At 67.1% G+C, this 25,475-nt stretch carries 31 protein-coding genes; 19 read left to right on the forward strand and 12 right to left on the reverse strand.

The annotated features are described in order from the left end of the window. Positions 1–25: 25 nt before the first annotated feature. The 6 genes from L1080_RS10860 to L1080_RS10885 are packed head-to-tail and all read left to right on the forward strand — an operon-like array spanning position 26 to position 5,331. On the forward strand, positions 26–730 hold the full coding sequence (locus tag L1080_RS10860) for an SDR family oxidoreductase (protein WP_109329885.1): 705 nt from the start codon (positions 26–28) through the stop codon (positions 728–730). Continuing rightward, the gene (locus tag L1080_RS10865; protein ID WP_250768157.1) at positions 721–1,683 is read left to right on the forward strand and encodes a glycosyltransferase family 9 protein; all 963 of its coding nucleotides are present in this window, start codon (positions 721–723) and stop codon (positions 1,681–1,683) included. The genes L1080_RS10860 and L1080_RS10865 overlap by 10 nt, the downstream gene beginning before the upstream one ends. Continuing rightward, positions 1,676–2,995 carry a UDP-glucose dehydrogenase family protein gene (locus L1080_RS10870; RefSeq protein ID WP_250768160.1) on the forward strand — a complete coding sequence of 440 codons (1,320 nt, stop codon included), beginning with the start codon at positions 1,676–1,678 and terminating at the stop codon, positions 2,993–2,995. Before L1080_RS10865 ends, L1080_RS10870 begins: the two co-directional genes overlap by 8 nt. Beyond that, positions 2,986–4,020, forward strand: coding sequence for an NAD-dependent epimerase/dehydratase family protein (locus L1080_RS10875; protein ID WP_250768162.1), 1,035 nt, complete (start codon positions 2,986–2,988; stop codon positions 4,018–4,020). Before L1080_RS10870 ends, L1080_RS10875 begins: the two co-directional genes overlap by 10 nt. A gap of 41 nt (positions 4,021–4,061) precedes the next feature. Then, the gene (locus tag L1080_RS10880; protein WP_250768165.1) at positions 4,062–5,126 is read left to right on the forward strand and encodes an NAD-dependent epimerase/dehydratase family protein; all 1,065 of its coding nucleotides are present in this window, start codon (positions 4,062–4,064) and stop codon (positions 5,124–5,126) included. Between the two features lie 55 nt (positions 5,127–5,181). Then, complete coding sequence (locus L1080_RS10885; RefSeq protein WP_204164929.1) at positions 5,182–5,331, forward strand: hypothetical protein; 150 nt, start codon at positions 5,182–5,184, stop codon at positions 5,329–5,331. Between the two features lie 18 nt (positions 5,332–5,349). On the opposite strand, the gene L1080_RS10890 is transcribed toward L1080_RS10885, so the two are convergent. Continuing rightward, positions 5,350–5,598: a DUF6480 family protein gene (locus L1080_RS10890; protein ID WP_159922334.1), complete on the reverse strand. Its 249-nt coding sequence runs from the start codon at positions 5,596–5,598 to the stop codon at positions 5,350–5,352. A 112-nt stretch (positions 5,599–5,710) separates the two neighbouring features. Beyond that, entirely contained in the window at positions 5,711–6,142 is a 432-nt protein-coding gene (locus L1080_RS10895) for an ATP-binding protein (protein WP_159922332.1), read from the reverse strand. A gap of 283 nt (positions 6,143–6,425) precedes the next feature. On the opposite strand from L1080_RS10895, the gene L1080_RS10900 reads away from it, so the two are divergent. Beyond that, positions 6,426–6,854: an STAS domain-containing protein gene (locus L1080_RS10900; protein WP_159922330.1), complete on the forward strand. Its 429-nt coding sequence runs from the start codon at positions 6,426–6,428 to the stop codon at positions 6,852–6,854. A 13-nt stretch (positions 6,855–6,867) separates the two neighbouring features. Then, positions 6,868–7,674 (forward strand): MBL fold metallo-hydrolase, encoded by an 807-nt coding sequence (locus L1080_RS10905; protein WP_250768168.1) that lies wholly within the window; start codon positions 6,868–6,870, stop codon positions 7,672–7,674. A 32-nt stretch (positions 7,675–7,706) separates the two neighbouring features. On the opposite strand, the gene ctaD is transcribed toward L1080_RS10905, so the two are convergent. Next, positions 7,707–9,470 carry an aa3-type cytochrome oxidase subunit I gene (gene ctaD / locus L1080_RS10910; protein ID WP_159922326.1) on the reverse strand — a complete coding sequence of 588 codons (1,764 nt, stop codon included), beginning with the start codon at positions 9,468–9,470 and terminating at the stop codon, positions 7,707–7,709. 238 nt (positions 9,471–9,708) lie between these two features. On the opposite strand from ctaD, the gene L1080_RS10915 reads away from it, so the two are divergent. The 4 genes from L1080_RS10915 to L1080_RS10930 all read left to right on the forward strand — a co-directional run bounded on the left by L1080_RS10915 (position 9,709) and on the right by L1080_RS10930 (position 11,313). After that, complete coding sequence (locus L1080_RS10915) at positions 9,709–10,152, forward strand: DUF4383 domain-containing protein (protein WP_159927194.1); 444 nt, start codon at positions 9,709–9,711, stop codon at positions 10,150–10,152. Between the two features lie 78 nt (positions 10,153–10,230). Next, entirely contained in the window at positions 10,231–10,473 is a 243-nt protein-coding gene (locus L1080_RS10920) for an acyl carrier protein (RefSeq protein WP_159922324.1), read from the forward strand. A gap of 62 nt (positions 10,474–10,535) precedes the next feature. Next, the gene (locus tag L1080_RS10925; RefSeq protein WP_250768597.1) at positions 10,536–10,997 is read left to right on the forward strand and encodes a DUF6098 family protein; all 462 of its coding nucleotides are present in this window, start codon (positions 10,536–10,538) and stop codon (positions 10,995–10,997) included. Between the two features lie 46 nt (positions 10,998–11,043). After that, positions 11,044–11,313 carry a hypothetical protein gene (locus tag L1080_RS10930; protein WP_250768171.1) on the forward strand — a complete coding sequence of 90 codons (270 nt, stop codon included), beginning with the start codon at positions 11,044–11,046 and terminating at the stop codon, positions 11,311–11,313. Positions 11,314–11,392: 79 nt separating this feature from the next. Here the strand turns inward: L1080_RS10930 and L1080_RS10935 are convergent, their stop codons facing one another. Beyond that, the gene (locus tag L1080_RS10935) at positions 11,393–11,857 is read right to left on the reverse strand and encodes an SRPBCC family protein (protein WP_250768174.1); all 465 of its coding nucleotides are present in this window, start codon (positions 11,855–11,857) and stop codon (positions 11,393–11,395) included. A 117-nt stretch (positions 11,858–11,974) separates the two neighbouring features. Between L1080_RS10935 and L1080_RS10940 the strand changes: the two genes are divergently transcribed. Continuing rightward, the gene (locus tag L1080_RS10940) at positions 11,975–12,667 is read left to right on the forward strand and encodes an HAD family hydrolase (RefSeq protein ID WP_250768177.1); all 693 of its coding nucleotides are present in this window, start codon (positions 11,975–11,977) and stop codon (positions 12,665–12,667) included. A gap of 47 nt (positions 12,668–12,714) precedes the next feature. Here the strand turns inward: L1080_RS10940 and L1080_RS10945 are convergent, their stop codons facing one another. From L1080_RS10945 to L1080_RS10955, 3 genes are read right to left on the reverse strand one after another with little or no spacing between them, the layout of a single operon-like run. After that, complete coding sequence (locus L1080_RS10945; protein WP_109329860.1) at positions 12,715–12,939, reverse strand: hypothetical protein; 225 nt, start codon at positions 12,937–12,939, stop codon at positions 12,715–12,717. After that, complete coding sequence (locus L1080_RS10950; RefSeq protein ID WP_159922318.1) at positions 12,932–13,255, reverse strand: GNAT family N-acetyltransferase; 324 nt, start codon at positions 13,253–13,255, stop codon at positions 12,932–12,934. The genes L1080_RS10945 and L1080_RS10950 overlap by 8 nt, the downstream gene beginning before the upstream one ends. 45 nt (positions 13,256–13,300) lie before the next feature. Beyond that, complete coding sequence (locus L1080_RS10955; protein WP_250768180.1) at positions 13,301–14,623, reverse strand: NAD(P)/FAD-dependent oxidoreductase; 1,323 nt, start codon at positions 14,621–14,623, stop codon at positions 13,301–13,303. Positions 14,624–14,758: 135 nt separating this feature from the next. On the opposite strand from L1080_RS10955, the gene L1080_RS10960 reads away from it, so the two are divergent. Genes L1080_RS10960 through L1080_RS10985 form a run of 6 tightly spaced genes read left to right on the forward strand, consistent with a single transcriptional unit; the run spans position 14,759 to position 19,895 of the window. Beyond that, entirely contained in the window at positions 14,759–15,220 is a 462-nt protein-coding gene (locus L1080_RS10960) for an SRPBCC family protein (protein ID WP_159922314.1), read from the forward strand. Positions 15,221–15,273: 53 nt separating this feature from the next. Continuing rightward, positions 15,274–15,543, forward strand: coding sequence for a DUF4235 domain-containing protein (locus tag L1080_RS10965; RefSeq protein ID WP_250768183.1), 270 nt, complete (start codon positions 15,274–15,276; stop codon positions 15,541–15,543). 39 nt (positions 15,544–15,582) lie between these two features. Further along, entirely contained in the window at positions 15,583–16,233 is a 651-nt protein-coding gene (gene phoU / locus L1080_RS10970) for a phosphate signaling complex protein PhoU (protein WP_250768186.1), read from the forward strand. Between the two features lie 46 nt (positions 16,234–16,279). Further along, on the forward strand, positions 16,280–16,816 hold the full coding sequence (locus L1080_RS10975) for a 2Fe-2S iron-sulfur cluster-binding protein (protein WP_159922310.1): 537 nt from the start codon (positions 16,280–16,282) through the stop codon (positions 16,814–16,816). Continuing rightward, a complete protein-coding gene (locus L1080_RS10980; protein WP_250768188.1) occupies positions 16,813–17,802 on the forward strand; it encodes an FAD binding domain-containing protein in 990 nt (329 codons plus the stop codon). Before L1080_RS10975 ends, L1080_RS10980 begins: the two co-directional genes overlap by 4 nt. Further along, positions 17,802–19,895: a xanthine dehydrogenase family protein molybdopterin-binding subunit gene (locus tag L1080_RS10985; protein ID WP_250768191.1), complete on the forward strand. Its 2,094-nt coding sequence runs from the start codon at positions 17,802–17,804 to the stop codon at positions 19,893–19,895. The genes L1080_RS10980 and L1080_RS10985 overlap by 1 nt, the downstream gene beginning before the upstream one ends. A gap of 11 nt (positions 19,896–19,906) precedes the next feature. Here L1080_RS10985 and L1080_RS10990 read toward each other — a convergent pair whose 3' ends face one another. From L1080_RS10990 to L1080_RS11010, 5 genes are all read right to left on the reverse strand, one after another. Further along, complete coding sequence (locus L1080_RS10990) at positions 19,907–20,230, reverse strand: hypothetical protein (RefSeq protein WP_159922304.1); 324 nt, start codon at positions 20,228–20,230, stop codon at positions 19,907–19,909. Between the two features lie 3 nt (positions 20,231–20,233). Beyond that, positions 20,234–20,626, reverse strand: coding sequence for a Zn-ribbon domain-containing OB-fold protein (locus tag L1080_RS10995; RefSeq protein ID WP_250768194.1), 393 nt, complete (start codon positions 20,624–20,626; stop codon positions 20,234–20,236). A 362-nt stretch (positions 20,627–20,988) separates the two neighbouring features. Continuing rightward, the gene (locus L1080_RS11000) at positions 20,989–23,310 is read right to left on the reverse strand and encodes an ATP-binding protein (RefSeq protein WP_250768197.1); all 2,322 of its coding nucleotides are present in this window, start codon (positions 23,308–23,310) and stop codon (positions 20,989–20,991) included. Positions 23,311–23,393: 83 nt separating this feature from the next. After that, positions 23,394–24,083: an SDR family NAD(P)-dependent oxidoreductase gene (locus L1080_RS11005; protein ID WP_250768199.1), complete on the reverse strand. Its 690-nt coding sequence runs from the start codon at positions 24,081–24,083 to the stop codon at positions 23,394–23,396. Between the two features lie 115 nt (positions 24,084–24,198). Continuing rightward, positions 24,199–25,422, reverse strand: a complete 1,224-nt coding sequence (locus L1080_RS11010; RefSeq protein ID WP_159922296.1) for a lipase family protein — start codon at positions 25,420–25,422, stop codon at positions 24,199–24,201. Between the last annotated feature and the right edge of the window lie 53 nt (positions 25,423–25,475).

A 25,475-nucleotide genomic window follows, 5' to 3' on the forward strand; every position in this document is an offset into this window, starting at 1 on the left:
CCCTCAACTTTCGAAGGGAGCCCTGATGACAACAGCCAGCAACGATCAGATCGGTACCGTACTCGTCACCGGTGGTGCGTCCGGTCTCGGCGCGGCGACGGTCCGCGCCGTGCGGGAGCGCGGTGGTAGGCCGCTCGTGATCGACCGGGTGGCGCCGGAGGGTGACGTCGAGTACGTGATTGCCGACCTCGCCGACTCCGGTGCGGCGGAACAGGCCGTGCACGATCTGGTCGAGAGGGCGGGCGGGCGGCTGGACGGCGTGTTCACGGCCGCCGGTATCGACAGTTGCGGCCGGCTCGACACCGTCCCCACCAAGGACTGGGAGCGCGTGGTGCACGTCAATCTCCTGGGTACGGTGGCGGTGGTTCGTGCGGCGCTGCCGCACCTGAAGGAATCCCGCGGAACGGTGGTGACCTGTGCATCGACCTTGGGGATCAAAGCGGTCAGCGATGCCACCGCCTACTGCGCGGCCAAATTCGGTGTCGTGGGATTCACCCGGGCTCTCGCGGCCGAGACCGCGGGCGAGGTGGGCGTCACGCTGCTGATTCCCGGCGGAATGACCACTCCTTTCTTCGACGGACGCGACGAGCAGTACAAGCCGCCGGCGGATGCCAAGTTGAACGATCCGGCGCACGTCGCGAACACGGTGCTGTTCGCCCTGAGCCAGCCCCCCGGATGTGAGGTTCGAGAGATGGTCGTGTGCTCGTCGACCGAGAGCTCATGGCCCTGACGCCGACCGTCCTCGTCCTGCGCGCGCTCGGTATCGGTGACCTCCTGACCGCGGTGCCCGCTCTGCGCGGGATCCGCCGGTCCTGTCCGGACCGGCGGATTGCGCTCGCGGCCCCAACGGGATTGGCGCCACTCGTGGAGTTGATCGGCGCAGTCGACGAACTCGTCCCGACCGCCGGTCTCGGCGCCCTCGACTTCCGCGGCGGAGAGCTCGACCTGGCGGTCAATCTCCACGGGCGCGGCCCGGAGAGCATCGCGGATCTGCTGCGCCAGAATCCGCCCCGCACCCTGACCTATCGGCACGCCGACTACCAGGACCTCCCGGGGCCGGAATGGGTGGCGGACCAGCACGAGGTGCAGCGGTGGTGTTCCCTCCTCGAATGGTTCGGAATCCCCTGTTATGCAGAAGATCTCGATCTCACCCCGCCACCGGAGGCGTCCGCCGCACCCGGCGCGGTCGTCATACATCCCGGGGCGGCATCCCCAGCCCGCCGCTGGCCGGTGGACCGATTCGGAGCGGTGGCCCGCGTCCTCGCCGACCAGGGGCATCGCATCGTCGTCACGGGCAGTGCAGGTGAGCGGCCACTCGCGGAAGCGGTCGCCGATTCCGCCGGACTGCCGCCGGGCGCCGTCCTGGCGGGCGAGACATCGCTGCGCGGGACCGCGGCAGTGGTCGCCCATGCGCGACTGATCCTGTGCGGCGATACCGGGATCGCGCACCTGGCCACCGCGTTTCGCACTCCGTCGGTGATCCTGTTCGGTCCGGTCTCACCCGCACACTGGGGGCCGCCTCGCCGCCCGCAGCACGCGTGCCTGTGGTCCGGACGGCGCGGTGACCCGCACGGGAACAGTCTCGACCCCGGGCTCGCGGCGATCACCGTCGAGGACGTGCTGGGCGCCGTGGGCGAGGTATGTGCAGAGAAGCACGTGATGGAAGGAGGGCTGGATGTCTGACCGGCATGTCGGCGTCGTGGGCGCCGGCTACGTGGGCTTGACCAGCGGCGCAGGCTTTTACCATCTGGGACACCGAGTCACCCTGGTGGACATCGACGCGCACCGCGTCGAGGCCCTGCGCAGTGGTGAGCTGCCCTTCCTCGAGCCGGAACTCGAACGGCTCGTCACGCAGGGTGTGGCATCGGAACGCCTGCACATCACCACCGACCGGACTGCACTCGCGTCGTGTGACACCGTATTCGTGTGCGTGCCCACCCCCATGGCTGAGGACGGCGCCGCCGATCTGTCTTCCGTCGACGCCGTGGTTACCGAACTGGCGGCACTGCTCGCACCCGGCAGTATCGTGGTGACCAAATCGACTGTGCCGGTGGGAACCACCATCCGCATCGGCGAACGCCTCGAACCCCATGGGATCACCGTGGTGAGCAATCCGGAGTTTCTGCGGGAAAGCCATGCGGTACACGACTTCCTGAACCCCGACCGCATCGTCGTCGGCGCCTCGGATGCGGGCGCCGGGCAACGCGTCGTCGACCTCTACGCCGACGTCGAGGCGCCGGTTCTGCGGATGGATCCGGCCAGTGCCGAACTCGCCAAGTATGCGAGTAACGCGTTCCTCGCACTCAAGTTGTCCTACGCGAACACCCTCGCCGAGCTGTGTGATCACTTCGCCGCCGACATCCGCGACGTCGGACGGGCCATGGGCGCCGACCACCGTATCGGGGCCAGCTTCCTGAACCCCGGGCCCGGCTGGGGAGGATCGTGCCTTCCCAAGGACACCCACGCCTTGCTGGCGACTTCGGAACGCGGGGGCGTGTCGTTTCCCTTGCTGCGTGCGGCGCTCGAGACGAATGCCGCGCAGGCGCACCGGGTGGTCGCCAAAGCGCGGCAGGCCGCCGGGATCGACGCAGGCGGCTCCCTCGAAGGGGTACGCATCGGGCTGCTGGGCCTGGCGTTCAAAGCCGACACCTGCGACGTGCGCGACTCGCCGGCGCTGACCGTCGCGGCCGCGCTGTCCGCTGAAGGAGCCGTGCTCACCGCCTACGATCCCGGAGTGTCGCCGGATTCCCCGACGATCCCCGGTGTGCAAGTGGTCGACGACCCCTACTTGGTAGCGAAAGACGCCGCGGTGCTGGTCCTTCTGACCGAATGGAGTGACTTCCGAACCCTCGACTGGGACCTCGTCGGCACACTCGCCCAGCGCAAGGCGATCGTCGACACGCGAAACCTCCTGGACCCCGCCGTGTTGAGAGATTCCGGCTTTCAGCTCGTGTCGAACGGACTCGGGGACGGCGAGGCACAGCGATGCGGCTGATCATCACGGGGGCGACCGGTAACGTCGGCACCTCCCTGCTCCACCGGCTCCGAGGCGGATCCGAGCACCTCGACCAGGACCTCGAGCTGGTGGGGCTCGCACGACGACCTCCCGCGCAGGTCCCGCCGTACGACGGGCTGCAGTGGCACGCGATCGACGTGGCGCACCCCGATGCGATCGACCTGTTGCGGCCCATCTTCGAGGGCGCCGACGCGGTGATCCACCTCGTGTGGGCGTTCCAGCCCACCCACGACCGGAACTACCTCCGACGCGTCGGCGTGGACGGCACCCTGGCGGTGGCGGCCGCAGCCGAGGCCGCCGGTGTCGCGCATCTGATCCATATGTCGTCCGGGGCGGTGTACTCACCGGCCCCCGGACGGACGGTCGACGAGTCCGCACCCCGCGGCGGTGTGCCGGGCTCGGTGTACAGCGTCGACAAGGCCGCCGCCGAGGCGGGACTCGACGACTTCGAAAAGAACTCTTCGGTGGCCGTCACCCGGGTACGGCCGGGATTCATCGGCCAGCAGGCAGCGGGCAGTGAACTCGGCCGTTACACCCTGCCGCGGGGCATTCCCGCGGGCGTTCTGAAGTTTCTTCCGCTCCTCCCGTTGGACCGCTCGCTGGCGATCCCGGCCGTCCACGCCGACGATGTTGCCGACGCGCTGGCTCGAATGGTGTTCGAGCGGGCAACCGGGGCGTTCAATCTGTCGGTCGATCCCCCGCTGGGCACGGACAACTTCGGTGCGGCGCTCCACGCCCGCCCCGTGCACGTGCCGCGCTCGCTGCTCACGCTTCTCGTCGACGTGACGTGGCGTGCCCACCTGCAACCTGTCCACCGCGGGTGGATCGATCTGGCCTATTCGGTTCCCCTGCTCGATTCGGCCAGGGCCCGCCGCGAACTTCAGTGGGAACCCCGGTATTCGGCACAGGACACGCTCGACGCGGCGGTACGCGGCGTCATCGGCGGCGATGCCGGAGACAGTCCTGTGCTGCGCCGCCGATCGCCGTTCGACGGGACCCGGTGACCCTGCCGATTACGAGTGCGTTCGGTGGGTATTCGGCTGCCATGAGCGAGCAGCAGCGGCTGAAGGTCGTCGTCGTCGGTGCCACCGGCAATGTCGGAACGAGCATCGTCGAGGCGTTGAGCGAGGAGCCGTCGGTCGACGAGATCGTCGGCGTAGCGCGCAGGCACACCGACTGGACCTGCTCGAAGACCCGGTGGATATTCGCCGATGCCGGCGTCGACGACTTCCGGCCGATCGTGCGGGGCGCCGACGCCGTCATCCACCTCGCCTGGTTGTTCCAGCCCACCCACAAGCCGGAAGTCACATTCGAAAACAACGTCCTCGGTGCCATCCGCGTGTTCGAGGCCGTGGCCGAGGAACGGGTACCGGCCCTCGTGTACGCCTCTTCGGTCGCGGCGTATTCGCCGGGGCCGTCCGACACCGGCGTCACCGAGGACTGGCCCACCCACGGCTGGCCCGGCGCCGCCTACCCGCGTGAGAAGGCGTATCTCGAGCGGTGGCTGGACGCGTACGAGCTGAGCAACCCGGACATGCGGGTGGTGCGGATGCGTCCCGGCTTCATCTTCAAGCGGGAGTCGGCCACCGCGCAGCGTCGGTTGTTCGTCGGGCCCCTGCTGACCGGCCGGCTGGTCCGGGGCGGGCTCATCCCGGCCGTTCCCCTCGTCGAGGATCTGCGTGCGCAGATTCTGCACACCACCGATGCGGCTGCGGCGTACGTCCAGGCGGTACTCAGGCCGGTGCGCGGTGCCTTCAACCTTGCGGCGGAACCGCCTGTCGATGGCGCCTACCTCGCCGAACTTTTCGGTGCCCGTCAGATTCCCCTTCCGCGGCCCGCGGTCCGCGGTGTTCTGTGGGCGGCGTGGCACACCCACGCGGTACCCGCCTCCCCCGGACTCCTCGACACCGTTCTGCAGTTGCCGATCATGGACACGACCAGAGCTCGGACGGAATTGGGGTGGCAGCCGCGCTACACGCCCCGGGAAACCCTCGAGGAATTTCTCGGTGGGTTGCGCGATGGTGCCGGGTTGCCCACGCCACCCCTGCACGGGGACACGGTAGGTGGTCGGCTCCGGGAATTCGCGACCGGAATCGGGCAGCGACCATGACCATCGACACCGCGACGCCGTACGTGAGTGACAAGGAAAGGACTGAGTAGTTGCCATGACGAAAGACGCGGGAACGCCAGGCACGAGCAGTGAGTCCGAAAAGCCCTACGACCCGGCGGAAGACCCGGATTCGGACCCGGAGAATCTGCTGTCCGGCACACATCAACCGGATCAGGCCGAGGGCGAGGACGACGACCCGAGCTGACGCGGGTCTCGTTCCTACTCAGTCGAACACGCCGGCGAGGTCGAGAATCAGCAGAACGGCAATTGCCAGGAACACCGCGGCGATCGCACCGACTGCCACCATTGTCGCGATGCCCGTAGGCGGAAAGTGTCTGCCGGTCCGGGGCTCGGAGAACGACGTCCCCGAGGTCTGCGCCGCATCAGGTGGGGTCGAACCGGGGCTGACGCCACCCCCCGGCTCGAGATCGGGGGTCTCGGCCGGGTCCGGATCCGGGGGTTGAGCGGTCATGGCGACGATCCTCCCTGTCCTGATTCGACATTTCGCGAGCACGAGCCGCGCGTATCCTCGCCGAGTACCCGCCCGCGCACCGTCCACACGAGGACAGCACCCCGCCCGGCACTCATTGCGGTCCGCGATGTTTGACGAATTCGACGGCCACCTGCCGTTCCGGTGCCGCCGAATCGAGCTCACTCTCGGTGACCGTCACGCCGTCGGTCACCGTCTCCACGACGCGCCACCCGAAGGCCCCGCGGTCCGGCACGTTGCCCGCCGGAATTCTGGCCGCCACCGTGACGGCCAGCGCGGAATCCGAGGTCACGAACGAACACGTCAGATCCACATCGGAGACCACGGCGCCGATCAGCTCGGAGGCGATCTCATCGACCGCGAGCTTGATGTCGGCTACCTCGTCGGCACCGAAATCAGCGAGGGCAGCGAGTGTTTCGGCCACCGCCCTGATCACCGGAAGCTGATCGAACTCGGCCGTCACCCGTAATTCGACAGGTGAACCCGGCGCCGCTCGAAGCTTCCCGAATTCGCCGATCTCGGCCATCTGCACTCCACATTTCGGTCGCAGGTGCGTGGATCTTCGCGCAGCGTACCCAGCGATCGGAACCGCCAATCGGTTGAAAGCGCGCCGTGCGTGGACGTAGGGTTGATCGCGCGTGGTTGAGAACACAGCCGCACGCAGTCCGGACGCCACAGGATGCGCAATGGACGGAGGTTGTGCGCCCTGTACGTGGCATCGGGCCACCGACGCTTGCGCTTGGTGTGCCCGCGCCGCGGAACGAAGAGACGCGCACGGACGCCCACAGATTGCATGCGATCGGAGGGTCATGAAATCTTCACGCAGCGTCAGCGCCGTGGCCGCACCGCACTGCGACCGGGGATCGCGTCTCGCGCACGACCACGAAATCGGTGTCGCGGTCGAAGCGGCCGCGCCCGGGGGCGCCACGATCGGCCGAATCTCGGGTGACATCGACGTGCTTGCCGCACCGTCGTTCGCGTTGGCGCTGGCCGACCTCGCGCAGGACGACGCCGCGCTCGTCATCGACATGACCGGCGTCGACTTCGTCGGAACCTCAGCGCTGTCGGTGCTCTCGACGTTCGCCGAGTCCGCGCGGCAGCGGCACATGACCTGGGCGCTTGCCGGCAACCGGGCGGTGCTGCGTCCCATTCAGGCCACCGGACTCGACACGAAGATCCCCACCTGGGACTCCGTACGCAAGGCTCTCGACTGGATAGATGCTCGCGGGCACGCATGACGACCGATCAGTGATGACTGTCTCGCTGACCTTCGTGGGGAACGCAACCGTTCTCCTCGGCTATGGCCCGATCACCGTGCTCACCGACCCCAATTTTCTGCACCGCGGCCAGCACGCCTATCTCGGTTACGGCCTGGTGTCGCGGCGCCTGAAGGACCCGGCCCTGCGGATCGACGAGTTACCGCCCCTCGATGTGATCGTCCTGTCCCACATGCACGGCGACCATTGGGACCGCACCGCCCAGAAAGACCTCGACCACGACCTCCCGGTCCTCACCACACCCCACGCCGCGAAGCGACTGGTGCGCCGCGGGTTCTCTCGGGCCTCCGGGCTACGGACGTGGCAATCGACCACCATCTCGAAGGACGACGTGCAGGTGACGGTGACATCCCTCCCCGGCCGCCACGCGCCCGGGTCGACGCATCGTCTGCTGCCGCCCGTGATGGGGACGATGCTGGAGTTCGGCCCGCGTTCGGGTTCGGTCGAACGTCGCCTGTACGTCTCCGGAGACACCCTCTTCGTGCAGGAACTGCAGGAGATTCCGAAGCGATTTCCTCCCGTCGACGGCGGCGTGCTGCACCTCGGTGGTACCCGTCTGCCGGCCGGACGCCGGCTACCGTTCGGGCTCACGGTGACGATGGACGCGCAGCAGGGCGCAGACACGGTCGAGCTACTCGATCTTCCCCGGGTAGTGCCCGTCCACTTCGACGACTACACCGTGTTCGCCTCGGCCCTGGGAGACTTTCGGGTCGAGATGGAGAAACGTTCGCTGGCCGAGCGCGTCGTCTACGTCGACCGCGGCGAGACCGTGACCATCTGATCGCCCTCCCTCGCCCTCGACACCGGGGAGCCTCACCGGTCCCCTGCCGGTCCTCCCGGCTCCTCCGAACGCTGGGCGGTGTCTTCGACGTCGACGGCCGTCTGCTTGTGGCCACCCGGGCCGATGTGCGCTTCGGCCCGCATCGTCTCGACCATATGCGGGTAGTGCAGCTCGAACGCGGGACGCTCGGAGCGCACCCGCGGAATCTCGGTGAAGTTGTGCCGCGGCGGCGGGCAGGTGGTGGCCCACTCGAGCGAGTTGCCGTAACCCCACGGGTCGTCGACGGTGACGACCTCGCCGTACCGGTAGCTCTTGAAGACGTTCCACAGGAACGGCAGCGTGGAGATTCCCAGGACGAAAGCAAACACCGTGGAGATCATGTTGAGCGTGGTGAACCCGTCCGGCGGCAGATAGTCGGCGTACCGGCGCGGCATACCTTCAGCCCCGAGCCAGTGCTGCACGAGGAAAGTTCCGTGGAAGCCGATGAACGTGGTCCAGAAGTGCCACTTGCCGAGGCGCTCGTCCATCATCCGCCCGGTCATCTTCGGGAACCAGAAGTAGATGCCGGCGTAGGTGGCGAACACGATGGTGCCGAACAGCACGTAATGGAAATGAGCAACCACGAAGTAGCTGTCGGTGACGTGGAAGTCGAGCGGCGGGCTGGCGAGGATGACGCCGGTGAGACCACCGAAGAGGAACGTGATGATGAAGCCGACGGCGAAGAGCATCGGCGACTCGAAGGTCAGCTGCCCCTTCCACATGGTGCCGATCCAGTTGAAGAACTTCACCCCGGTGGGCACCGCGATAAGGAAGGTCATGAACGAGAAGAACGGCAGCAGCACCGCGCCGGTGGCGTACATGTGGTGCGCCCACACCGCGATCGACAGGGCCGCGATGGCCATGGTTGCGAAGACCAGGCCGTTGTAGCCGAAGATCGGCTTACGGCTGAACACGGGAAAAATTTCGGTCACGATGCCGAAGAACGGCAACGCGACGATATACACCTCGGGGTGCCCGAAGAACCAGAACAGGTGCTGCCACAAGATCGTGCCGCCGGTGGCCGGGTCGAAGACGTGGGCTCCGAGGTGCCGGTCTGCGGCCAGCCCCATGAGTGCGGCGGTGAGGATCGGGAAGGCAAGGAGCACAAGGATGCTGGTGATGAAGATGTTCCAGGTGAAGATCGGCATGCGGAACATGGTCATTCCGGGGCATCGTAGGCAGATCACCGTGGTGATCATGTTGACGCCACCGAGGATGGTGCCGAGCCCGGACAGCGCGAGGCCCATGATCCACAGGTCCGCCCCGAGCCCGGGAGAGTGTATGGCGGAGGTCAACGGCGAATACGCGGTCCAGCCGAAGTCCGCGGCGCCACCGGGAGTGATGAACCCCGCGAAGGCGATGAGGCCGCCGAAGAGGAAGGCCCAGTACGAGAAGGCATTCAGCCGGGGAAAGGCCACATCGGGGGCACCGATCTGCAGCGGCAGGATGTAATTGGCGAAGCCGAAGACGATCGGGGTGGCGTACAGCAGCAGCATGATCGTGCCGTGCATGGTGAACAGCTGGTTGTACTGCTCGTTCGACAAGAACTGCAGGCCGGGCACCGCGAGCTCGGCGCGAATCAGCATCGCCATCAATCCGCCGGCGAGGAAGAACCCGAAGGCGGTGACCAGGTACATCAAACCCAGCGTCTTCGGGTCCGTCGTCGAGATCATGTCGTAGATGAACGACCCTTTGCGGCGATAACGCGGCGGATAGGGCCTGCGGGCTTCGATCGGGCGCACACCAGTTGCCGTCATGTCCAACTCCACGGTCGACACTTTTGGACTACAGCGTAAACCCCATCCTCACAGGTCTGCAGGAATTGCGGTCGGCGGCGGCCACCCCTCCCGGCATGCGAGGAAGACGCGACAAAAACATTCTTAATTCCCTGTTTGAGGTGATGGCGGCGAGGTACACGGCGGGTAGACCGCGAACTACCGGTAACGCACCCGAAGGAGTAGGGCGATGACACGACCGACCTCAACCCGAAGCTCGATGACCGCCACACCCGTACAGATTGCGGCGCTGGTGGTCGGAGCGGTATTCCTCTTGGTGGGCATTCTCGGGTTCATCCCGGGCGTGACCACCGACTACGACATGATGGCCGTCGCCGGGCACGAGTCGCACGCCATGCTGCTGGGCATCTTCGAGGTGTCGATTCTGCACAACATCGTGCACATCCTGTTCGGCGTCGCAGGCATTGTCATGGCGCGCGCCGCCAACACGGCGAAGGCCTTCCTCGTCGGCGGCGGCGCGATCTACCTGGTCCTGTGGATTTACGGACTCCTCATCGACCAGGACAGCGCGGCCAACTTCGTCCCCGTGAACACTGCGGACAACTGGCTGCACTTCGCGCTGGGTGTCGGCATGATCGCGCTCGGCCTCCTGCTTCCCCGGCTGAGGTCGACCGGACACACCACCGCGGTCCCCCCGCGGTAACCCAGCCCGCGAGTTATCCCTCGATCGCCCGCCGCCACACCGGGCGGCGGGACTTCAACGAGAACAAAGGAGAACATCATGGCTACCGGAGAAACCGGATTCGACGACGTCAGCTACGACCTGGTATCCGTCCAATACCATTCGCTCAAGGCCGGTCACGACTACGGGCAATATGTGCGGGACGCCAAGAACGCCGGCCGCGACGACATCGCGTCGTTCTTCGAGCAGGTGATGGCGGAAGATTCCGACCGCGCACGCCGCTGCCACGAGTTCCTCAAGGACATGACCGGATCGTCGGACGCCGGCCCTGCAATGAGCTGAACGTTGGTGAGTACATGACCGACGCGCACATGCCGAGTGGGGATACCGAACCGGCGAAGCCGATGATCCGCTCTTCGGATCATCACAGCCGCCCGGTGGGCGACGAAGATCTTCCGGTGATCGACAGCCTCGAAGCGCTGACCGACATCGTCGCCTCCGACTCCGAGGTCTACCTGCGTCACTCCAAGGGGCCATGGGCCGACGCGGTGGAGGGTCCCAGCAAGGATTACGAGGCCGAACTCACCCTGCCCGGCTTGTCGGTGACCACCATCTCCCCCGAGCCGTGGTGGCACCGGCCGGTCGAGGACTGGGTTGCGAGACGGATCCGCAAGTACGCCGAACTGTCTCAGCAGGAGGGCCGCTTCGCCTGGTTACTCAAAGGCCGAGTCGTCGGGCGGGGCCCGGATCACGAACCGCTGCTGACGGATATCCGGCCTCTCGCCCGACTGAGCCATTCGGTTCTCGACGAAGCAGCGCACCGCTACCGGGAGCGCTTCGACGTGGGCCAAGATTCGACTGCCTGACATCAGAGGAGACTGCGATGGCATCCGAGAAACGAACCGGAACGCCATGACCGACACCCGAACCACCACCGACCACACCGAGATCCGGCGGTGGGTGGACCGACACGACGGAGCTCCGGCCAGAGTCGGCAACGCCGGCTCCCCGGAGACCGTCCTACTTCGGCTCGATTTCGCCGGCGGCGCTTCCGAGGAAGCCCTCGAACGCATCTCGTGGGACGACTGGTTCTCCGCGTTCGACCGGTTCGCACTCGCCTTCCGCTACCGCGATACCGACGCCGGCGAGGACGGCGCATTCTTCGAACTCGTCCCGCGTTGAGAGTGGGCCTCTCCGCTGCCCCTACCGTTGTCCGCGGTTCATGGGGGCAGTCCGGGGGTGTCGTGCAGTCGGCGGGTTGTCAGGGGGTGGACGTCTGCTCGGCCAGAAAGGCGAGCCGGCGCAGACATTCGCGGTTGCGGGGATAGACGGCCACGTCCTGCACCGACCGCGGGATCCACTTCAGCGGTGGCGTCGCGACCTTCTCGTCCATCTCGAGGTGGCAGCCGGAGCCTCTCGGCTCGAGCTGGAGGTGCACGACGGCCTTCGTCGCGGGCGTGGCCCGGGCAAGCAGCCGAAGCTCTCGCTCCTCGTCGACTTCCAGGACTTCCGTCGAGTCGTTGATGAGTACCGGCCAGACACCCACCGAATGGTGCAGCTGACTTCCCACGGCGGGCCACTCCGTGTTGACGGCGCGCATGCGCGACGCACCCACCACCCAGGACGGATACAACCACCCATTGGCGAGGACGGACCAGACGGCGGACACCGAAGCTGTTGTATCCCATTGAGCCTTGATGACGATCACTCCCTCGCGCTGGTGCATCGGTGACAGCCGCTTACCCGGCGCCGGCGCCCGCGAAACCACCCGGGCTACGGCTGGCCGCGATCGTACCCGTGTGGTTTGCTCGACCACACGTGTGGATTTTCGAGGAGGTTCATCGTGGCAGATCCCGGGTCAGGGTCCGGCACCACGGCGGCGTTGTTCGACGTCGACGGCACGCTGGTGGATTCGAATTACCTCCACGTCGATGCGTGGCAACGGGCGTTCGCCGAAGTCGGGCATCATATCGACGCATGGCGGATACACCGCGCCATCGGATTGGACTCGCAGTTACTGCTCGACACCTTACTGGGCGACGCCGCCGGCGAGGTGGGTGATCGGGCGAAGGAGCTGCACAAACAGTACTACCTGGATCTGCAGCCGAGTATGCGGCCACTCCCCGGTGCCCGCGAGCTGATCCGCGAGTTGCACCGTCGCGGCGTGCAGGTGGTGTTGGCGACCTCCGCACCCGAGGACGAACTCTCGGTGCTTCGTGCGGTTCTGGACGTGGATTCCTGCATCGCGCACACCACGTCCTCGGGCGATGTCGGACAGGCGAAACCGGATCCCGAGGTAGTGAAGACCGCACTGGAGCGATCGTCCACATCACCCGACACCGCGGTGATGGTCGGGGACGCCGTATGGGACGCCGAGGCCGCCACCGAGGCCGGGGTTCCGTTCATCGGTCTGCTCAGTGGCGGCATCTCTCGCGGGGAACTGCTCGACGCCGGCGCGAAAGAAGTGTACGACGACACGCAAGCCCTTGCGGACGGACTCGAATCGAGTGCGCTCGCAAGTCTTTTCGGGCGGTGACCTCCGCCGTCGCCGGTACGTGCCGCGGCGCCCGTCTGCGCCGGCGATCAGTCCCGGTGCGAGGACCAGGCCGCGGCGATATCCGGGTACGAGGCGGCGATCTCGTCGACACGTTCGTCGGTCGCGGTGTCCACTTCGGCGCGATGGCGCTGCGCCGTCACCAGCGGCCCGTCCGCCTGACCTGTGCCCGAACCGGGCGGGGCGTCCGCCTCCCACTCGTGGATCACCTCGTCGAGGCGCCGTGCCACGAAGGTTCTCTTGTCCTCACTCATCGTCACTCCGTTCCAGGTCGAACCGGCCCCGATCGTTTTCCGGCACCACAGTCCGGTAGTCCGGATGTTTGCGAATCCACTGCTGCACGTATGTGCATTCGGGAAGGACTCCCAGCCCACGGCTCCGGGCGTCGTCGAGTGTGTCCTCCACAAGCCGGCCCGCGTACCCCTTGCCCTCGAACGCGTCACCCACCTCTGTGTGGGTCAGGGTGAGCACACCGTCGCCCGCCGAATAGTCGATGAACCCGGCAACGTCACCGTCCGCGATCAGTTCATAACGGTTCCGCTGCGGATTGTCCTGCACCTGCGATGCCATCGCATTCCTTCCTCTTCGACAACCCTTCTGTACCCGGCGCCGCGGTCAGTTCCGCGCACCGATGCCCTGGCTGACCGCGAACTGCGCCTGGGATTCGGTGGCCAAGCCGATCGACACCAACGGGCGAGGGAACAGCAGGTCGGTGAGATAGGCGAGGCCGACTGCCCACCGGTTGACCGGCGAGGGCATGGCGAAGAGGTGATACAGCCTGGTCACCATCTTCGCGGGCAGTCCCGACAGCGGGATGCCAAGCGGGTTGGCCACTGCGAAGCCCGGTCCCAGATCGACCACCAGGCCCATATCGCGGTGCGCATAGGGTTTCGCGTCGCCGACCCCGAGGCTGGCCGCGACGTTGCGGGCGAGTGTGCGCCCTTGACGGACCGCATGTTGCGCCGTCGGTGGTGTGATCGACCCCTGGTGGCGCGGATCCGGGACTGCCGCGGCGTCCCCGCCGGCGAAGACCCCGGGGTGTCCCTCGACGGACAGGTCCGCGGCGACCTTCAGCCTGCCCTTCTCGGTGGGCAGGCCGAGCGAGTCGACGAGAGGATGCGCGGTCACTCCGGTCACCCACGCGACCGTGCGGGTGGGGAGCACCGTGCCGTCGCTCAGTGTCACGCTGTTCTCGGTGAGCTCGGTCAGCGTCGTCTCGAGCCGCACCTCGATACCGCGCGACCGCAGCACGTCGAGCACCTGGGCACCGAGCTTCTCCCCCACTTCCGGCATCACCTTGTCGGCGGCGTCCAGGAGCACGAACCGGACCGCGGTCGGGTCGAGGCCCTGGCGGGCGGCCGCGCTGTCGGCCAGAGCGCGCAGTTGGGCAATCAACTCCGTCCCGGCGTAGGACGCGCCCACCACGACGAATGTCCGCCGCGCCCGCGCGTCCCGCGGATCGGTGTCGCGGCTGGCCATTTCGAGTTGGGTGAGGAGCTGGTCACGGAAGTACAGCGCCTCCGCGGGCGTTTTCAGTCCCCGGCCGTGGTCGAGGAGGCCCGGGATGTCGAACAGTCGCGTCACCGAGCCGGGCGTGAACACCAGCCGGTCCCACGACAGCACCTCCGCACCCGCCTCGCAATCGGTGACGTGCACGGTGCGATTGTCGAGGTCGATGGAATCGACAGCGCCCCGGACGAGTTCGACGCCGGGGAGCGCGTCCGACAGTGCGATGGTGACGAACCGGGCGTCCAGAATGCCGCCCGCCACCTCGGGCAGCAACGGGGTGTAGAGCATGTAGTCGTTGGGCGAGACCATGATGATGCGGGCGCCGGTGCCGCGCAGTGAGCGCCGAAGTCGCCGCGCACATTCGAATCCGGCGAAGCCGCTTCCCACCACGACGATCCGCGGCGGCCCTCCAGTTGATTCGTTGGCCATATAGGGGGCATTGCCCCACCCGGGGAATTCTGAAACACGAGCCGCCGGTCCGTGCGGGCCCGGTCCTCCTCGCCGGATTGACCCGGGCCCCCTCGGGGTACGCGTTCACCGCGACACCGACCGACAGGAGACGAAATGAGCACCATCACCGAGGCCGTGGACGTGTCCGTTCCAGTGACCACGGCATACAACCAGTGGACGCAGTTCGAAGAATTCCCTCGATTCATGGAGGGTGTCGACGAAATCCGCCAGATCGATCCGACACACGTCCATTGGGTCGTGTCGATCGCCGGGGTGAAACGCGAATTCGATGCCACCATCACCGAGCAGCACCCCGACGAACGGGTGGCATGGAAGTCCGATGACGGCCCCCATCACGCCGGGGTGATCACCTTTCACCGTCTGGACGACGACAAGACACGCGTGACGGCGCAGATGGACGTCGACCCCGACGGGTTCGTCGAGAACGTGGCCGACAAGCTGGGCGTGCTGGGCAAGAGAGTGAAAGGCGACATGGCCCGGTTCAAGGAGTTCATCGAGTCCCGTGGCACCGAGACCGATGCATGGCGCGGTGAGGTCGATCGCCCCGGCCCCTGAAGACCAGATCACCGACTACCGCGACCCGCGACGACGCCGCAAAGGACGAGAACATGAGTGCCGTATCGAAAGTGATGTACAAACCACTGGCCCTCGCCGCGAGTGTCGGCGGCGGAATACTGGCGGGGGCGGTGTTCGGCCAGGTGTGGAAGCGCGTGGCGGGTGAACCGGACGCGCCGGACCCGAAGGATCTCTCCCGCACCGATCGCGAGGTATTCATCGCCGCCGCCGTGCAGGGCACGATTTTCGGTCTGGTCCGAGCTGCGGTCGACCGCGCAGGGGCGCGGGGATACCGCAAGCTCGCGCACGCGGACCCCCGCTAGTGCAACGCAATTGCTACAGAACACACCTAGGCTGACCCGATGCGCACACGATTCGCGGAGAACATCGACAGTCTCGCCGGTGACCTGGCTGCTATGTGCCGGCTCACCGTGACGGCGATGCGGGAGGCCAGTGGTGCGTTGCTGCAGGCGGACCTGGGGCTCGCCGAGCACGTCATCGACGTGAGCGGCGAGCTCGACGCAGCCGCGTCCCGCTGGGAACAGCGCGCGTTCTCACTGCTGGCGTTGCAGGCACCGGTCGCTCACGACCTCCGATTCATGGTGGGCGGTCTCCACATCTCCGCCGACCTGCATCGGATGGGTGGCCTCGCGGTGCACATCGCGAAGATCGTCCGCCGACGGCATCCGGAGCATGTCGTCCCGGACGAGGTGCTCGAGGTGTTCACCCGGATGGGGGCGGTCGCGGTGGCCCAGGCCGAGGAAACCGAGCAGGTCCTGCAGCACCGCGACCCCGAACGCGCCAGGGGTTTGTTGACCGCCGACGACACGATGGACGACCTGCATCGCGGACTCTTCGCGATCACGCAGGCCGAGGACTGGCCACACGGTGTCAAGGCTGCGGTCGACATCACCCTCCTCGGCCGGTTCTACGAAAGGTTCTGCGATCACACCGTCGAAATCGGCAGGCGGGTGATCTTCCTCGGGACCGGAGTCCTCCCCGACCAGGGCTAGCGGCAGATGCGGTTCGGAATCTGGGCTCATGGGTACGCCTCAACACATGAATCTCCCTTCCGGTCCGCGGGGCGCACGGCACGCGAAGATCGCCCTCGACGTCGATGGCGAGCATCGCACCCTCGAGGTCGACACGCGGACGACGTTGCTGGACGCCCTGCGGGAGCATCTGGGTGTGACGGCACCCAAGAAGGGATGCGATCACGGCCAATGCGGTTCGTGCACCGTGCTACTGGACGGTCGGCGGGCCACCACCTGCCTGACCTTCGCCGTCGCCCACGACGGTGCCCGCATCACCACGGCGAGCGGCCTGGCCGACGGCGACGAGCTGCACGCGATGCAGCAGGCATTCGTCGAGCAGGACGGGCTGCAGTGCGGCTACTGCACACCCGGTCAGGTCTGCTCCGCCGTCGGAATGCTCGACGAGTTCTGGGCGCAGCACCCGAGCAACGTCACCGAGGATCTGACGGCGCCGCCCGAGCTGACCGACGACGAGATCCGTGAACGGATGAGCGGGAACCTGTGCCGCTGCGGCGCGTACACGAATATTCTGGCCGCGATTCGTCAGGCGGCAGAGGCATGATTCCGTTCGACTACGAACGGGCCACCGACGTCGACGGGGCCGTCGCCACCGTCACCGCGGACCCCGACGCGCGCTTCCTGGCCGGCGGCACCAACCTCGTGGATCATATGAAACTCGGTGTGGCGCAGCCGGGTCGACTGGTGGATGTCAGTGCGCTTCCCCTGGGCGACGTGGACGAACTCCCGGACGGCGGGCTCCGGATCGGTGCCACCGTCCGCAACAGCGATCTGGCCGCGAACGAACTCGTCCGTTCCCGGTACCCGATGCTGTCGAGGGCACTGCTGTCCGGCGCGTCGGGTCAGCTCCGCAATCTCGCAACCACCGCGGGCAACCTTCTCCAGCGCACTCGGTGCGTGTACTTCCAGGACATGACGACACCGTGCAACAAACGTGCACCGGGTACCGGCTGCTCTGCTCTCGGAGGGTATGCCCGCTACTCCGCCATCCTCGGTGCCTCCGAGCACTGCGTGGCCGTGCATCCATCCGACATGGCCGTCGCGATGACCGCGCTGGACGCAGTGGTGGTCGTGCGGAGTGTCGACGGCGAACGGCGCATTCCCCTGGCCGAGTTCTATCGGCTCCCCGGGGACAGCCCCGACCGGGACACCGAGCTCACGCACGGTGATCTCGTCACCGCGGTGGAGCTTCCACCGCCGGTGGCGGCAAGCCGGTCGGCGTACCGCAAGGTGCGTGACCGGGCGTCGTTCGCGTTCGCACTCGTGTCCGTGGCCGCGGAACTGACGATCGAGGACGACCGCATCGGTTCCGCGCGGATCGCACTCGGCGGGGTGGCGCACCGACCGTGGCGCGCGGAGCGAGCCGAAGAAATGCTGAACGGTTCCGCACCTACGGAGCAGACTTTAGCCGCGGCGGCCGACGCCGAACTGTCCGCGGTGAGCCCCCTGCCGGGAAACGAGTTCAAGGTGACCCTCACCAGACGCGTCCTGTCCGCGACGCTCCGTTCCCTCACCGAGGAGGCACGCTGATGGCGTTGCTCGAACCGAGGGTCGTCGGGACGCCCACCGAGCGCCTCGATGGTCACGACAAGGTGACCGGTGCGGCGCGGTATGCCTTCGAGCACGCAGTGCCGAATCCGACGTATCTGCATCCCGTCCTGTCAAGCATCGCCCGCGGGAAGGTCACCGCCATGGATGCAGGGGACGCGCAGGCCGTGGACGGGGTGGTCACCATACTGACGGTGTTCGATGCGCCGCGGCTTTCGGACACCTCCGACGGTGAACTCGCGATCCTGCAGGACCCCGAGGTCCACTTCCGGGGTCAGTTCCTCGGCGCGGTGGTCGCGGAGTCGCCCGAAGCTGCCCGTCAGGCTGCCGACCTGATCCGAGTCGAGTACGACGTGCGTGACCACGACACCGACTTCCGTGCCGACCGGAGCGACTTCTACGCCCCGGAAACAGTGAATGCCGGTTTTCCCACCGACACGCGAAGTGGTGATGTGGAGGCGGCGTTGACCGCCGCCCCACGGACGGTCGACCAGGTGTACTCCACGGCCATGGAGCACAACAATCCGATGGAGCCGCACACCACGATCGCCCAGTGGCGGCCGGGCGGACCGGGCCCCGTCCTGACACTGCACGATTCGACGCAGGGCGTTCATTCGGTCCGGAAGACGTTGGCGCCGGTGTTCGGTCTCGAACCGGAGGACATCCGGGTCATCGCACCACACGTCGGCGGCGGCTTCGGATCGAAGGGGTTGCCTCACGCGCACAACGTGCTGGTGACGATGGCGTCGCAGAAGGTACCCGGCCGGCCGGTCAAGTTCGCGGTCACCCGGCAGCAGATGTTCGCGCTGTCCGCCTACCGAGCCCCGACGCTGCAGCACATCCGGCTCGGCGCGGACACCGACGGTCACCTGACCGCCGTCTCCCACGAGGTGCTCACCCAGTCCGCCAGGATCAAGGAATTCGCCGAGCAGGCGGCGGTGCCGTCGCGGATGATGTATTCCTCCCCCGCCCGGTACACCTCACATCGCCTCGTCGCCCTCGACGTGCCCGCGCCGTCCTGGATGCGGGCCCCGGGCGAGACCCCCGGAATGTTCGCGGCGGAAGTGGCGATGGACGAACTCGCCGAGGTGTGCGGCATCGACCCGATCGAACTGCGCATCAGAAACGAACCGGCCACCGACCCTGAGTCCGGTCACCCGTGGTCGGGCCGGCGCCTCGTCGATTGCCTCCGCGAAGGCGCCGACCGTTTCGGCTGGGCCGACCGGGACACCAAGGCCGAGATTCGCTCCGGCTCGGACTGGTCGGTCGGGTACGGAGTGGCCGCCGCGACCTACCCGGCGAACACGTCACCTGGGTCGGTTGCGCGCATTCGCTACGAGGGCGACAGGTACCGGGTGCAGATCGGGTCCGTCGACATCGGCACCGGAACATGGACCGCCCTCACCCAGATCGCGGCCGATGCCCTCGGCTGTCCTCTCGACGCGATCGACCTGGAGATCGGCGACAGCGACCTACCGTCCGCCACGGTGGCCGGAGGTTCCACGGGTATCAGTTCCTGGGGCAGTGCCGTGGTCGCCGCGGCCCGGGTGTTCCGCGACACACACGGCACGGCGCCGCACCCGGGGGCGGAAGCGAGTGCGGAGACACCCGCTAACCCTGACGCCGAAAGGTTCGCACTCCATTCGTTCGGCGCCCATTTCGTGGAGGCGCACGTCCATCGCGACACCTGTGAGATTCGGGTGGAGCGGATGCTCGGTGTGTTCGCCATCGGACGGGTCGTCAATGCGCGGACGGTCCGCTCCCAGCTCATCGGCGGCATGACGATGGGAGTGTCGATGGCCCTGCACGAGGAAAGCGTCGGGGATCCCCGTTTCGGCCACATCGTCAACCACGACCTCGCGAGCTACCACATCGCCGCGCACGCCGACATCCGCTACCTCGACGCCGTCTGCCTCGAGGACGTCGACGAGCACGCCAATCCGATCGGCTCGAAAGGCGCCGGGGAGATCGGGATCGTCGGTGCCGCCGCTGCCGTGGCGAACGCGGTGCGCAGCGCCACCGGGATCCGGGTCAGGGCGGTACCGATCCACCTCGACGATTTGTTGCACGACTGACCGCGGCGCGACTACTCGATTCGCCGCCACGCGTGCTCGAGGGAGGCCCGCAGACGACTTTTCACCGCGCGAATCCGCTGCAGATCAGAGCTGCGCGGCGCCAGTGCTGCGAGGACGAGTTCCAGGAAACGCTCCCGCTCGACGCCGAAACGTTCCATCAGGTCCGCCGCGGCGGCACCGCCGAACGGGGCCCACTGAATGGCGAAGACCGCCATCCAGCGGCCGTCCGAACTCAGCGAATGGGTCCGCTCGAGCCACTCACAGCGGCCGAGCCAGAAGCGGATCCACTCGGCGTCGTACTTCTCGCCGGGCTCGACCGCAGGACGCGTCTGCATGGGTCAGCCCTCGCTGGAGTGCCGGATCGCGAACACGGGTAGCTGCTCGGCCGCTGCCGCCGGCCGGAACTCGACACGGACGGGTTGCTGGGAGGAAGAGGCAGGGACCTCGCCGTCGATCCAGGTGTACACCCAGGGGCCTTCGTCGAGTTCCACGATCGCGATCGTGCAGGGGGCGGTGGCACGATCCCGGCCGTGCCGTTCACGTTCGACCGATTTGGACGAGACGATCGAACCGACACCACACGAGGGCACCTGCTCGAAATCGGAACCCTGGCACGTCGAGCACGTGGCCATCAGCGGTGCCAGCAGGGTCGTGCAGCTGCGGCAGCGTTGGATCATCAGCGCGCACGCCTTCGCGAGCGCATGCCCGCGGCTGTGTCGTTCCGGGCTCATACCGTCACCCGCCCGGCGAAGGTGAGACCTACCGTCGGCGTCACGGACGCGAAAGGTAACGGCCTGCTGTGCGGTGTCCCCCGACCCACCATGCCGAACAACCTCCGTTTCCCCCCGCTTCGGAGTCGGGACCCGTCGGTCGGGTGAGGCCGCCGAAGGATCGGGGGCCGAGCGCGGTGGGAGTCGGGCTTTCGGTGTGTTCGCGGTGTAGGGGACATTGGGGGCCTCGGGGGTGGTACCGGCTGAAAGGGGGACGCGTATGAGCTTGACCCGTGCCGCCGGAAAGTACAGCGGCCGATCGACCCGGGCACATACCTGTTTCGCCCCCCGCGACGCGTCCCCCCGTCCCGGCCGTGCAGTTGTCAGACGTGCCGATCCTGCGCGTGCTCCACGACCCACGCCGCGATCTGGGTGCGGGAGGTGAAGCCGAGTTTTGCCAGAATGTGCTCGACGTGTCCCTGGGCGGTGCGTTGCGAGATGACCAGGGTGGCGGCGATCGCCTTGTTGGTCAGCCCGTCGGCGACGAGTTCGGCCACCTGCCATTCGCGGCGCGTCAGGGCGGTGTGCGATTGATCGGTGTTCGGATTCGTGCGCTGCTTCGTCCCCAGCACAGCCGCTGCAGCCTCCTCGAGGCAGGTGTTCATTCCCTGATGGAAGGCTGCCTCGAACGCGCGGTCACCGATGTCCCGTCGCGCCTGTTCGGCGCAGTCGAGATGATGGATGCGCTGGTTCGGATAGACCGTGTTCGGATTGCCGACCGCATGCGCCAGCGCGTGCGCGGCCCCCATCAGTTCGGCCGCGTGGTGGCTGTCTCCCCTACCCACTGCGATCCAGCCCAGCACTTCCAGGCATCCCGCAGCACTGATGCGGTCGTCGACCATCCCGGCCAGTTGCAGACCCTGTTTCAGCAGTCCCTCCGCGCCCTCGAAGTCGCGGTGCTGCCACGCCGACATACCTGCCGCCCACAGTGACCAACTGCGATACACCGACTCGCCGTGCGCTTCGGTGAGGGCGAGTATCTCGCGCTGACACTGTGCGGACCGATCCGGATCGGTCGAACCGGTCGCCAGCGCGAGTCCGAGAAGCCCCCAGATCAGGTGCAGAAGATTGTCGTCGGTGCGGAATACGGCCAACGCGGCCTCGTAATTTGCCCGGGCCGCGTCGAGGTGTCCGCCGAACATCGCGCGACCACCTTCGGCGTGAGCAATCAGTGCGTGTGAGATCGGGTCGGCGACCCCCTGGGCGAGTGCATGAGCCTCCTCGATCGCCGCGGACGAGGCCTCGACGTCGCTGTCGAGTTCGGACAACATGACCGCCACGTAGAGGGCGCGGATCCGCTCCTCCGCGGAACCGGCGCCGCGGACAGCCAGCAGTTGGTCGATCCAGCGTCTGCCCTCCCTCAGCAGTCCCCGCGACCGCCAGAACGGGTACAGGGCTGCGGCCATGCGGAGCCCCGCCGCCGCTTCCTTCGGTGACGTCAGGCAGAAATGCAGGGCGGCTCGCAAGTTCGGTTGCTCGGCGTCCAGGCGCTCGATCCACCCGACCTGCCGAGCGCTGACCCACTCGGACCGCGCCTGCACCGCCAATTGCTCGTAGAAATTCCGGTGCCGGCGCAGCAGTGACGCGAACTCCGAGGTCTCCTGCAACTTCTCGCGGCCGTACTCGCGGAGAGTCTCGAGGAGCCGGTAGCGCACCGCGCCCCTGGCCTCTTCCCGGATCAGGATCGACTTGTCGATGAGCGAGGCGACCACGTCGACGACCTCGGCGGGGCGCAATGATCCTGAACAGATCTTCTCGACCGCGTCCAATTCGAAGCCCCCGGCGAAGACTGCGAGCCTTCCCCACAGTTCCCGTTCCTGCGGGGTGCACAGCTCGTGGCTCCAGTCGATACACCACAGGAGCGTCTGCTGGCGTGCGGGCGCGCCGCGGCATCCGGTCGTGAGCAGCTGATAGCGGTCCGTCAGCCGCTGAAGGATTTGTTCGACCGACATCACGCGGAGTCGCACTGCGGCCAGTTCGATCGCCAATGGCAGACCGTCGAGTTGCTGACAGATCTGCACGACCGCAACGTGGTTGTCCTCGGTGAGATGGAATCCGGGGACGGCCGCGGCGGCGCGCTCGGCGAACAGTGCGACCGACTCGTACTGGGCGAGGGCCTTCACCGATGCGGGATGGCCCGAGTGGGGCAGGGTCAGCGGTGGCACCCGGACGGTGGCCTCGCCCGGGATTCCGAGTGGTTCCCGGCTGGTGGCGAGGATCCGCAAATCGGGGCAGCTCCGCAGCAAGAACTCGGTCAGGCCGGCGACGGCGTCCACGAGATGTTCGCAGTTGTCGAGGACCAGCAGCACGCACCGTGGCTCCAGGAACTCCCGCAATACCACCTCGGGTGCCTCGGATTGCTGCTCACGCAGCTTCAGAGCTGCCACCACGGCACCGACTACCAGGGCGTCTTCCTCGAGTTCGCCCAGTTCGACCAGCCACACGCCGTCCTCGAATGCCCGACTCGAATCGAGCGCAACTCGCAGGGCCAGCCTGGTCTTGCCAACTCCTCCGATTCCGGTGAGTGTGACCAGGCGTGAGGTGGCCAGCAGGCCGCGCGCTTCTGCGATCTCTCGACGCCGACCGACGAAACTCGTCAGCTCGTGAGGCAGATTCCCCACCTTGATCTTCGCTGCGGGCTGCATGAAGCCGTCACTCTCATTTCACGCCCCCTGGAACAACGGTACAGCGACGCTCGTCCTGCACCGAGTTTTCGCACAACGGAGGGTCAGCGAGTCCACCGTGTCGGTGCCCAGCGACCGGCGTAGGAGCGGATACGGTGGCTTCCCCGAGGACCGGGACGGCGAGGGCCGGGGTCGGTCAGGCTGTGCGGGGTAATGGTGACTCTGCGCCCTTCCACCGTGTACTGGGCGCCCGTCACGAACATCGCGGCAGGCGCTGTGAGGTACGACGCGACGGTGGCGGCTTCCCCGTCGTCGCGGCCCGGGGACGGGAACGCGGGATCCGCGGCGGGGACGACGACGGAATTGACGGTGACGGAGTACCGCGACAACTCGGCGGCGAGGAGACCCGTCAGCCCGCCGAGCGACGACGCCGAGGCGGTGATGTTCACGATGCGGCCACCTTGCCCGCCGGCGATCATGTACCGGACACCGCGTTGTATGCATTCGACGGCAGTGCTGCCCGGGCAGCTGACGAGGACACCGATTCCGCCGAGTTCCCGGGCGAACTCGTCGACCGCGGTAGCCGAGTGGGGTAGCTCGGCGAGGTCCATCTTCCGCACCACCGCGCGCACCGACCTGGCCCTCACCTCGCCGGCCGTGGCCTCCGCGCTTTCTCGATCCGTGGCATATGCCAGCCCGAGGTGGAAACCATCGTCCGCGAGTGCCAGTGCGACGGCCCGGCCGATCCCCGAGTCCGATCCCGTCACGACGGCATTGAGTGCGCTGGCATGCATAATTTTGGGTACCCGTGGTTTCCGGGGCTCAAACGCTCCGCTATCCGGACGCCGTTCAGGCAGAACACAATCCGATGACGATCACGCATATCACCGCCCGGAGTGGGCTGGTCGGTCAGCAGTTGCTCGGTGCCGGATCGCCCCGGAACCGCGCGTCCAGGTAATCCAGGGCGGTGGGAAGACCCAGGACCGCCGTCGACAGGTGGTCGGGACTCGGGAAGAGTTCCGACTGCACCCGAACACCGGCCGCGCAGTACCGTGCGATTGTCGTCTCGATCGAATCGACGGGGATAAGCACGTCGGTCGGGCTGTGCCATTCGAAGATCGGCGCGGTCGGCACACCGGGATACAGCTCGACACTGTTCTCGTCGAGTACTTCCCACGCCTGCGGGCTGCTCATGAGGTCTGTGGTCTTGGCCACCTCGGTCGCACTGCGACCGGCCCCCGCCGCGAGGATGCCGTTGGTGCACGCATTAGCCATATCGCTGCGCATGGCCAGACCACGATCGTTCAGCTGCTCACTGATCGGCAGCCGGTCCGGATACTCCCGTTCGAGGCCGAGCGCCGCCGCCATCGCCAGGCCGAACGCGGGATGCGGCTGCATACCCAGGCCGTTGGCCATCTTCCCGATGTTCATCGGTACACCACCCTCGGCGACCCCGACGATGTTCAGCTCCGGGGCATACTCCGGCGCGAGAACCGCAGCCCAGGCCGACGCCATGCCGCCCCCGGAGTAGCCGGCCAGCGCGACAGGGCTCTGCGCGACGTTCAGTTCCGGAACCCGCTGCACGGCGCGAATACCGTCGAGGGTGATGAACCCGCCGAGCTTGGCCGCACCGTAGGCGCTGTTGGGTCCGAGATGGTCGGGAAGGGCGACCGTCCAGCCCCGCTGCAGTGCGAGATTCAGCGCCGGCGCCTCCTTGATCTGAAGGTCCGGGTCGTTGGTGTAGAGGGTGCGTGACGGCGCGCACCGCGGTCCGAGCGCGTTGATGATGTGCTGGTAGGACAGCAGCGGACCGTTCACCGGCCGGGTGTGCGGTACCAGCACGGTGCTGACCGAGGAGATCGGGCGGCCCTGCGAATTGGTGGTGCGGTACTTCACCTGCCAAACATCGGTGTCGGGGAACGCGAGCAGCGGAGGCATGGGCCGGGTGGCGATCGGCTGCCCGGCCGCGGCGGACTCGAGATTCGACGGCTGCACGTAGAAGGGATCCGTCTCGGAGGCAGGGTAGATCGGTGCTGCGGCGGCCACACCTCCCGCACCGGCCACGGCGACGCACGCGGTGAAAACCGCGCACAGGGCGCGTGCTGACAGGCCCTTGCTGGGTGAGCGCCCCATATCGCCTCCTGGAATCGAGTTCGAGTGTGACCGAGTTCCCCGGTGTTATCGGT

It is taken from the genome of Rhodococcus sp. MSC1_016 (assembly GCF_023667485.2).
In the GTDB taxonomy this organism is placed as follows: Bacteria; Actinomycetota; Actinomycetes; order Mycobacteriales; family Mycobacteriaceae; genus Rhodococcus_F; species Rhodococcus_F oxybenzonivorans.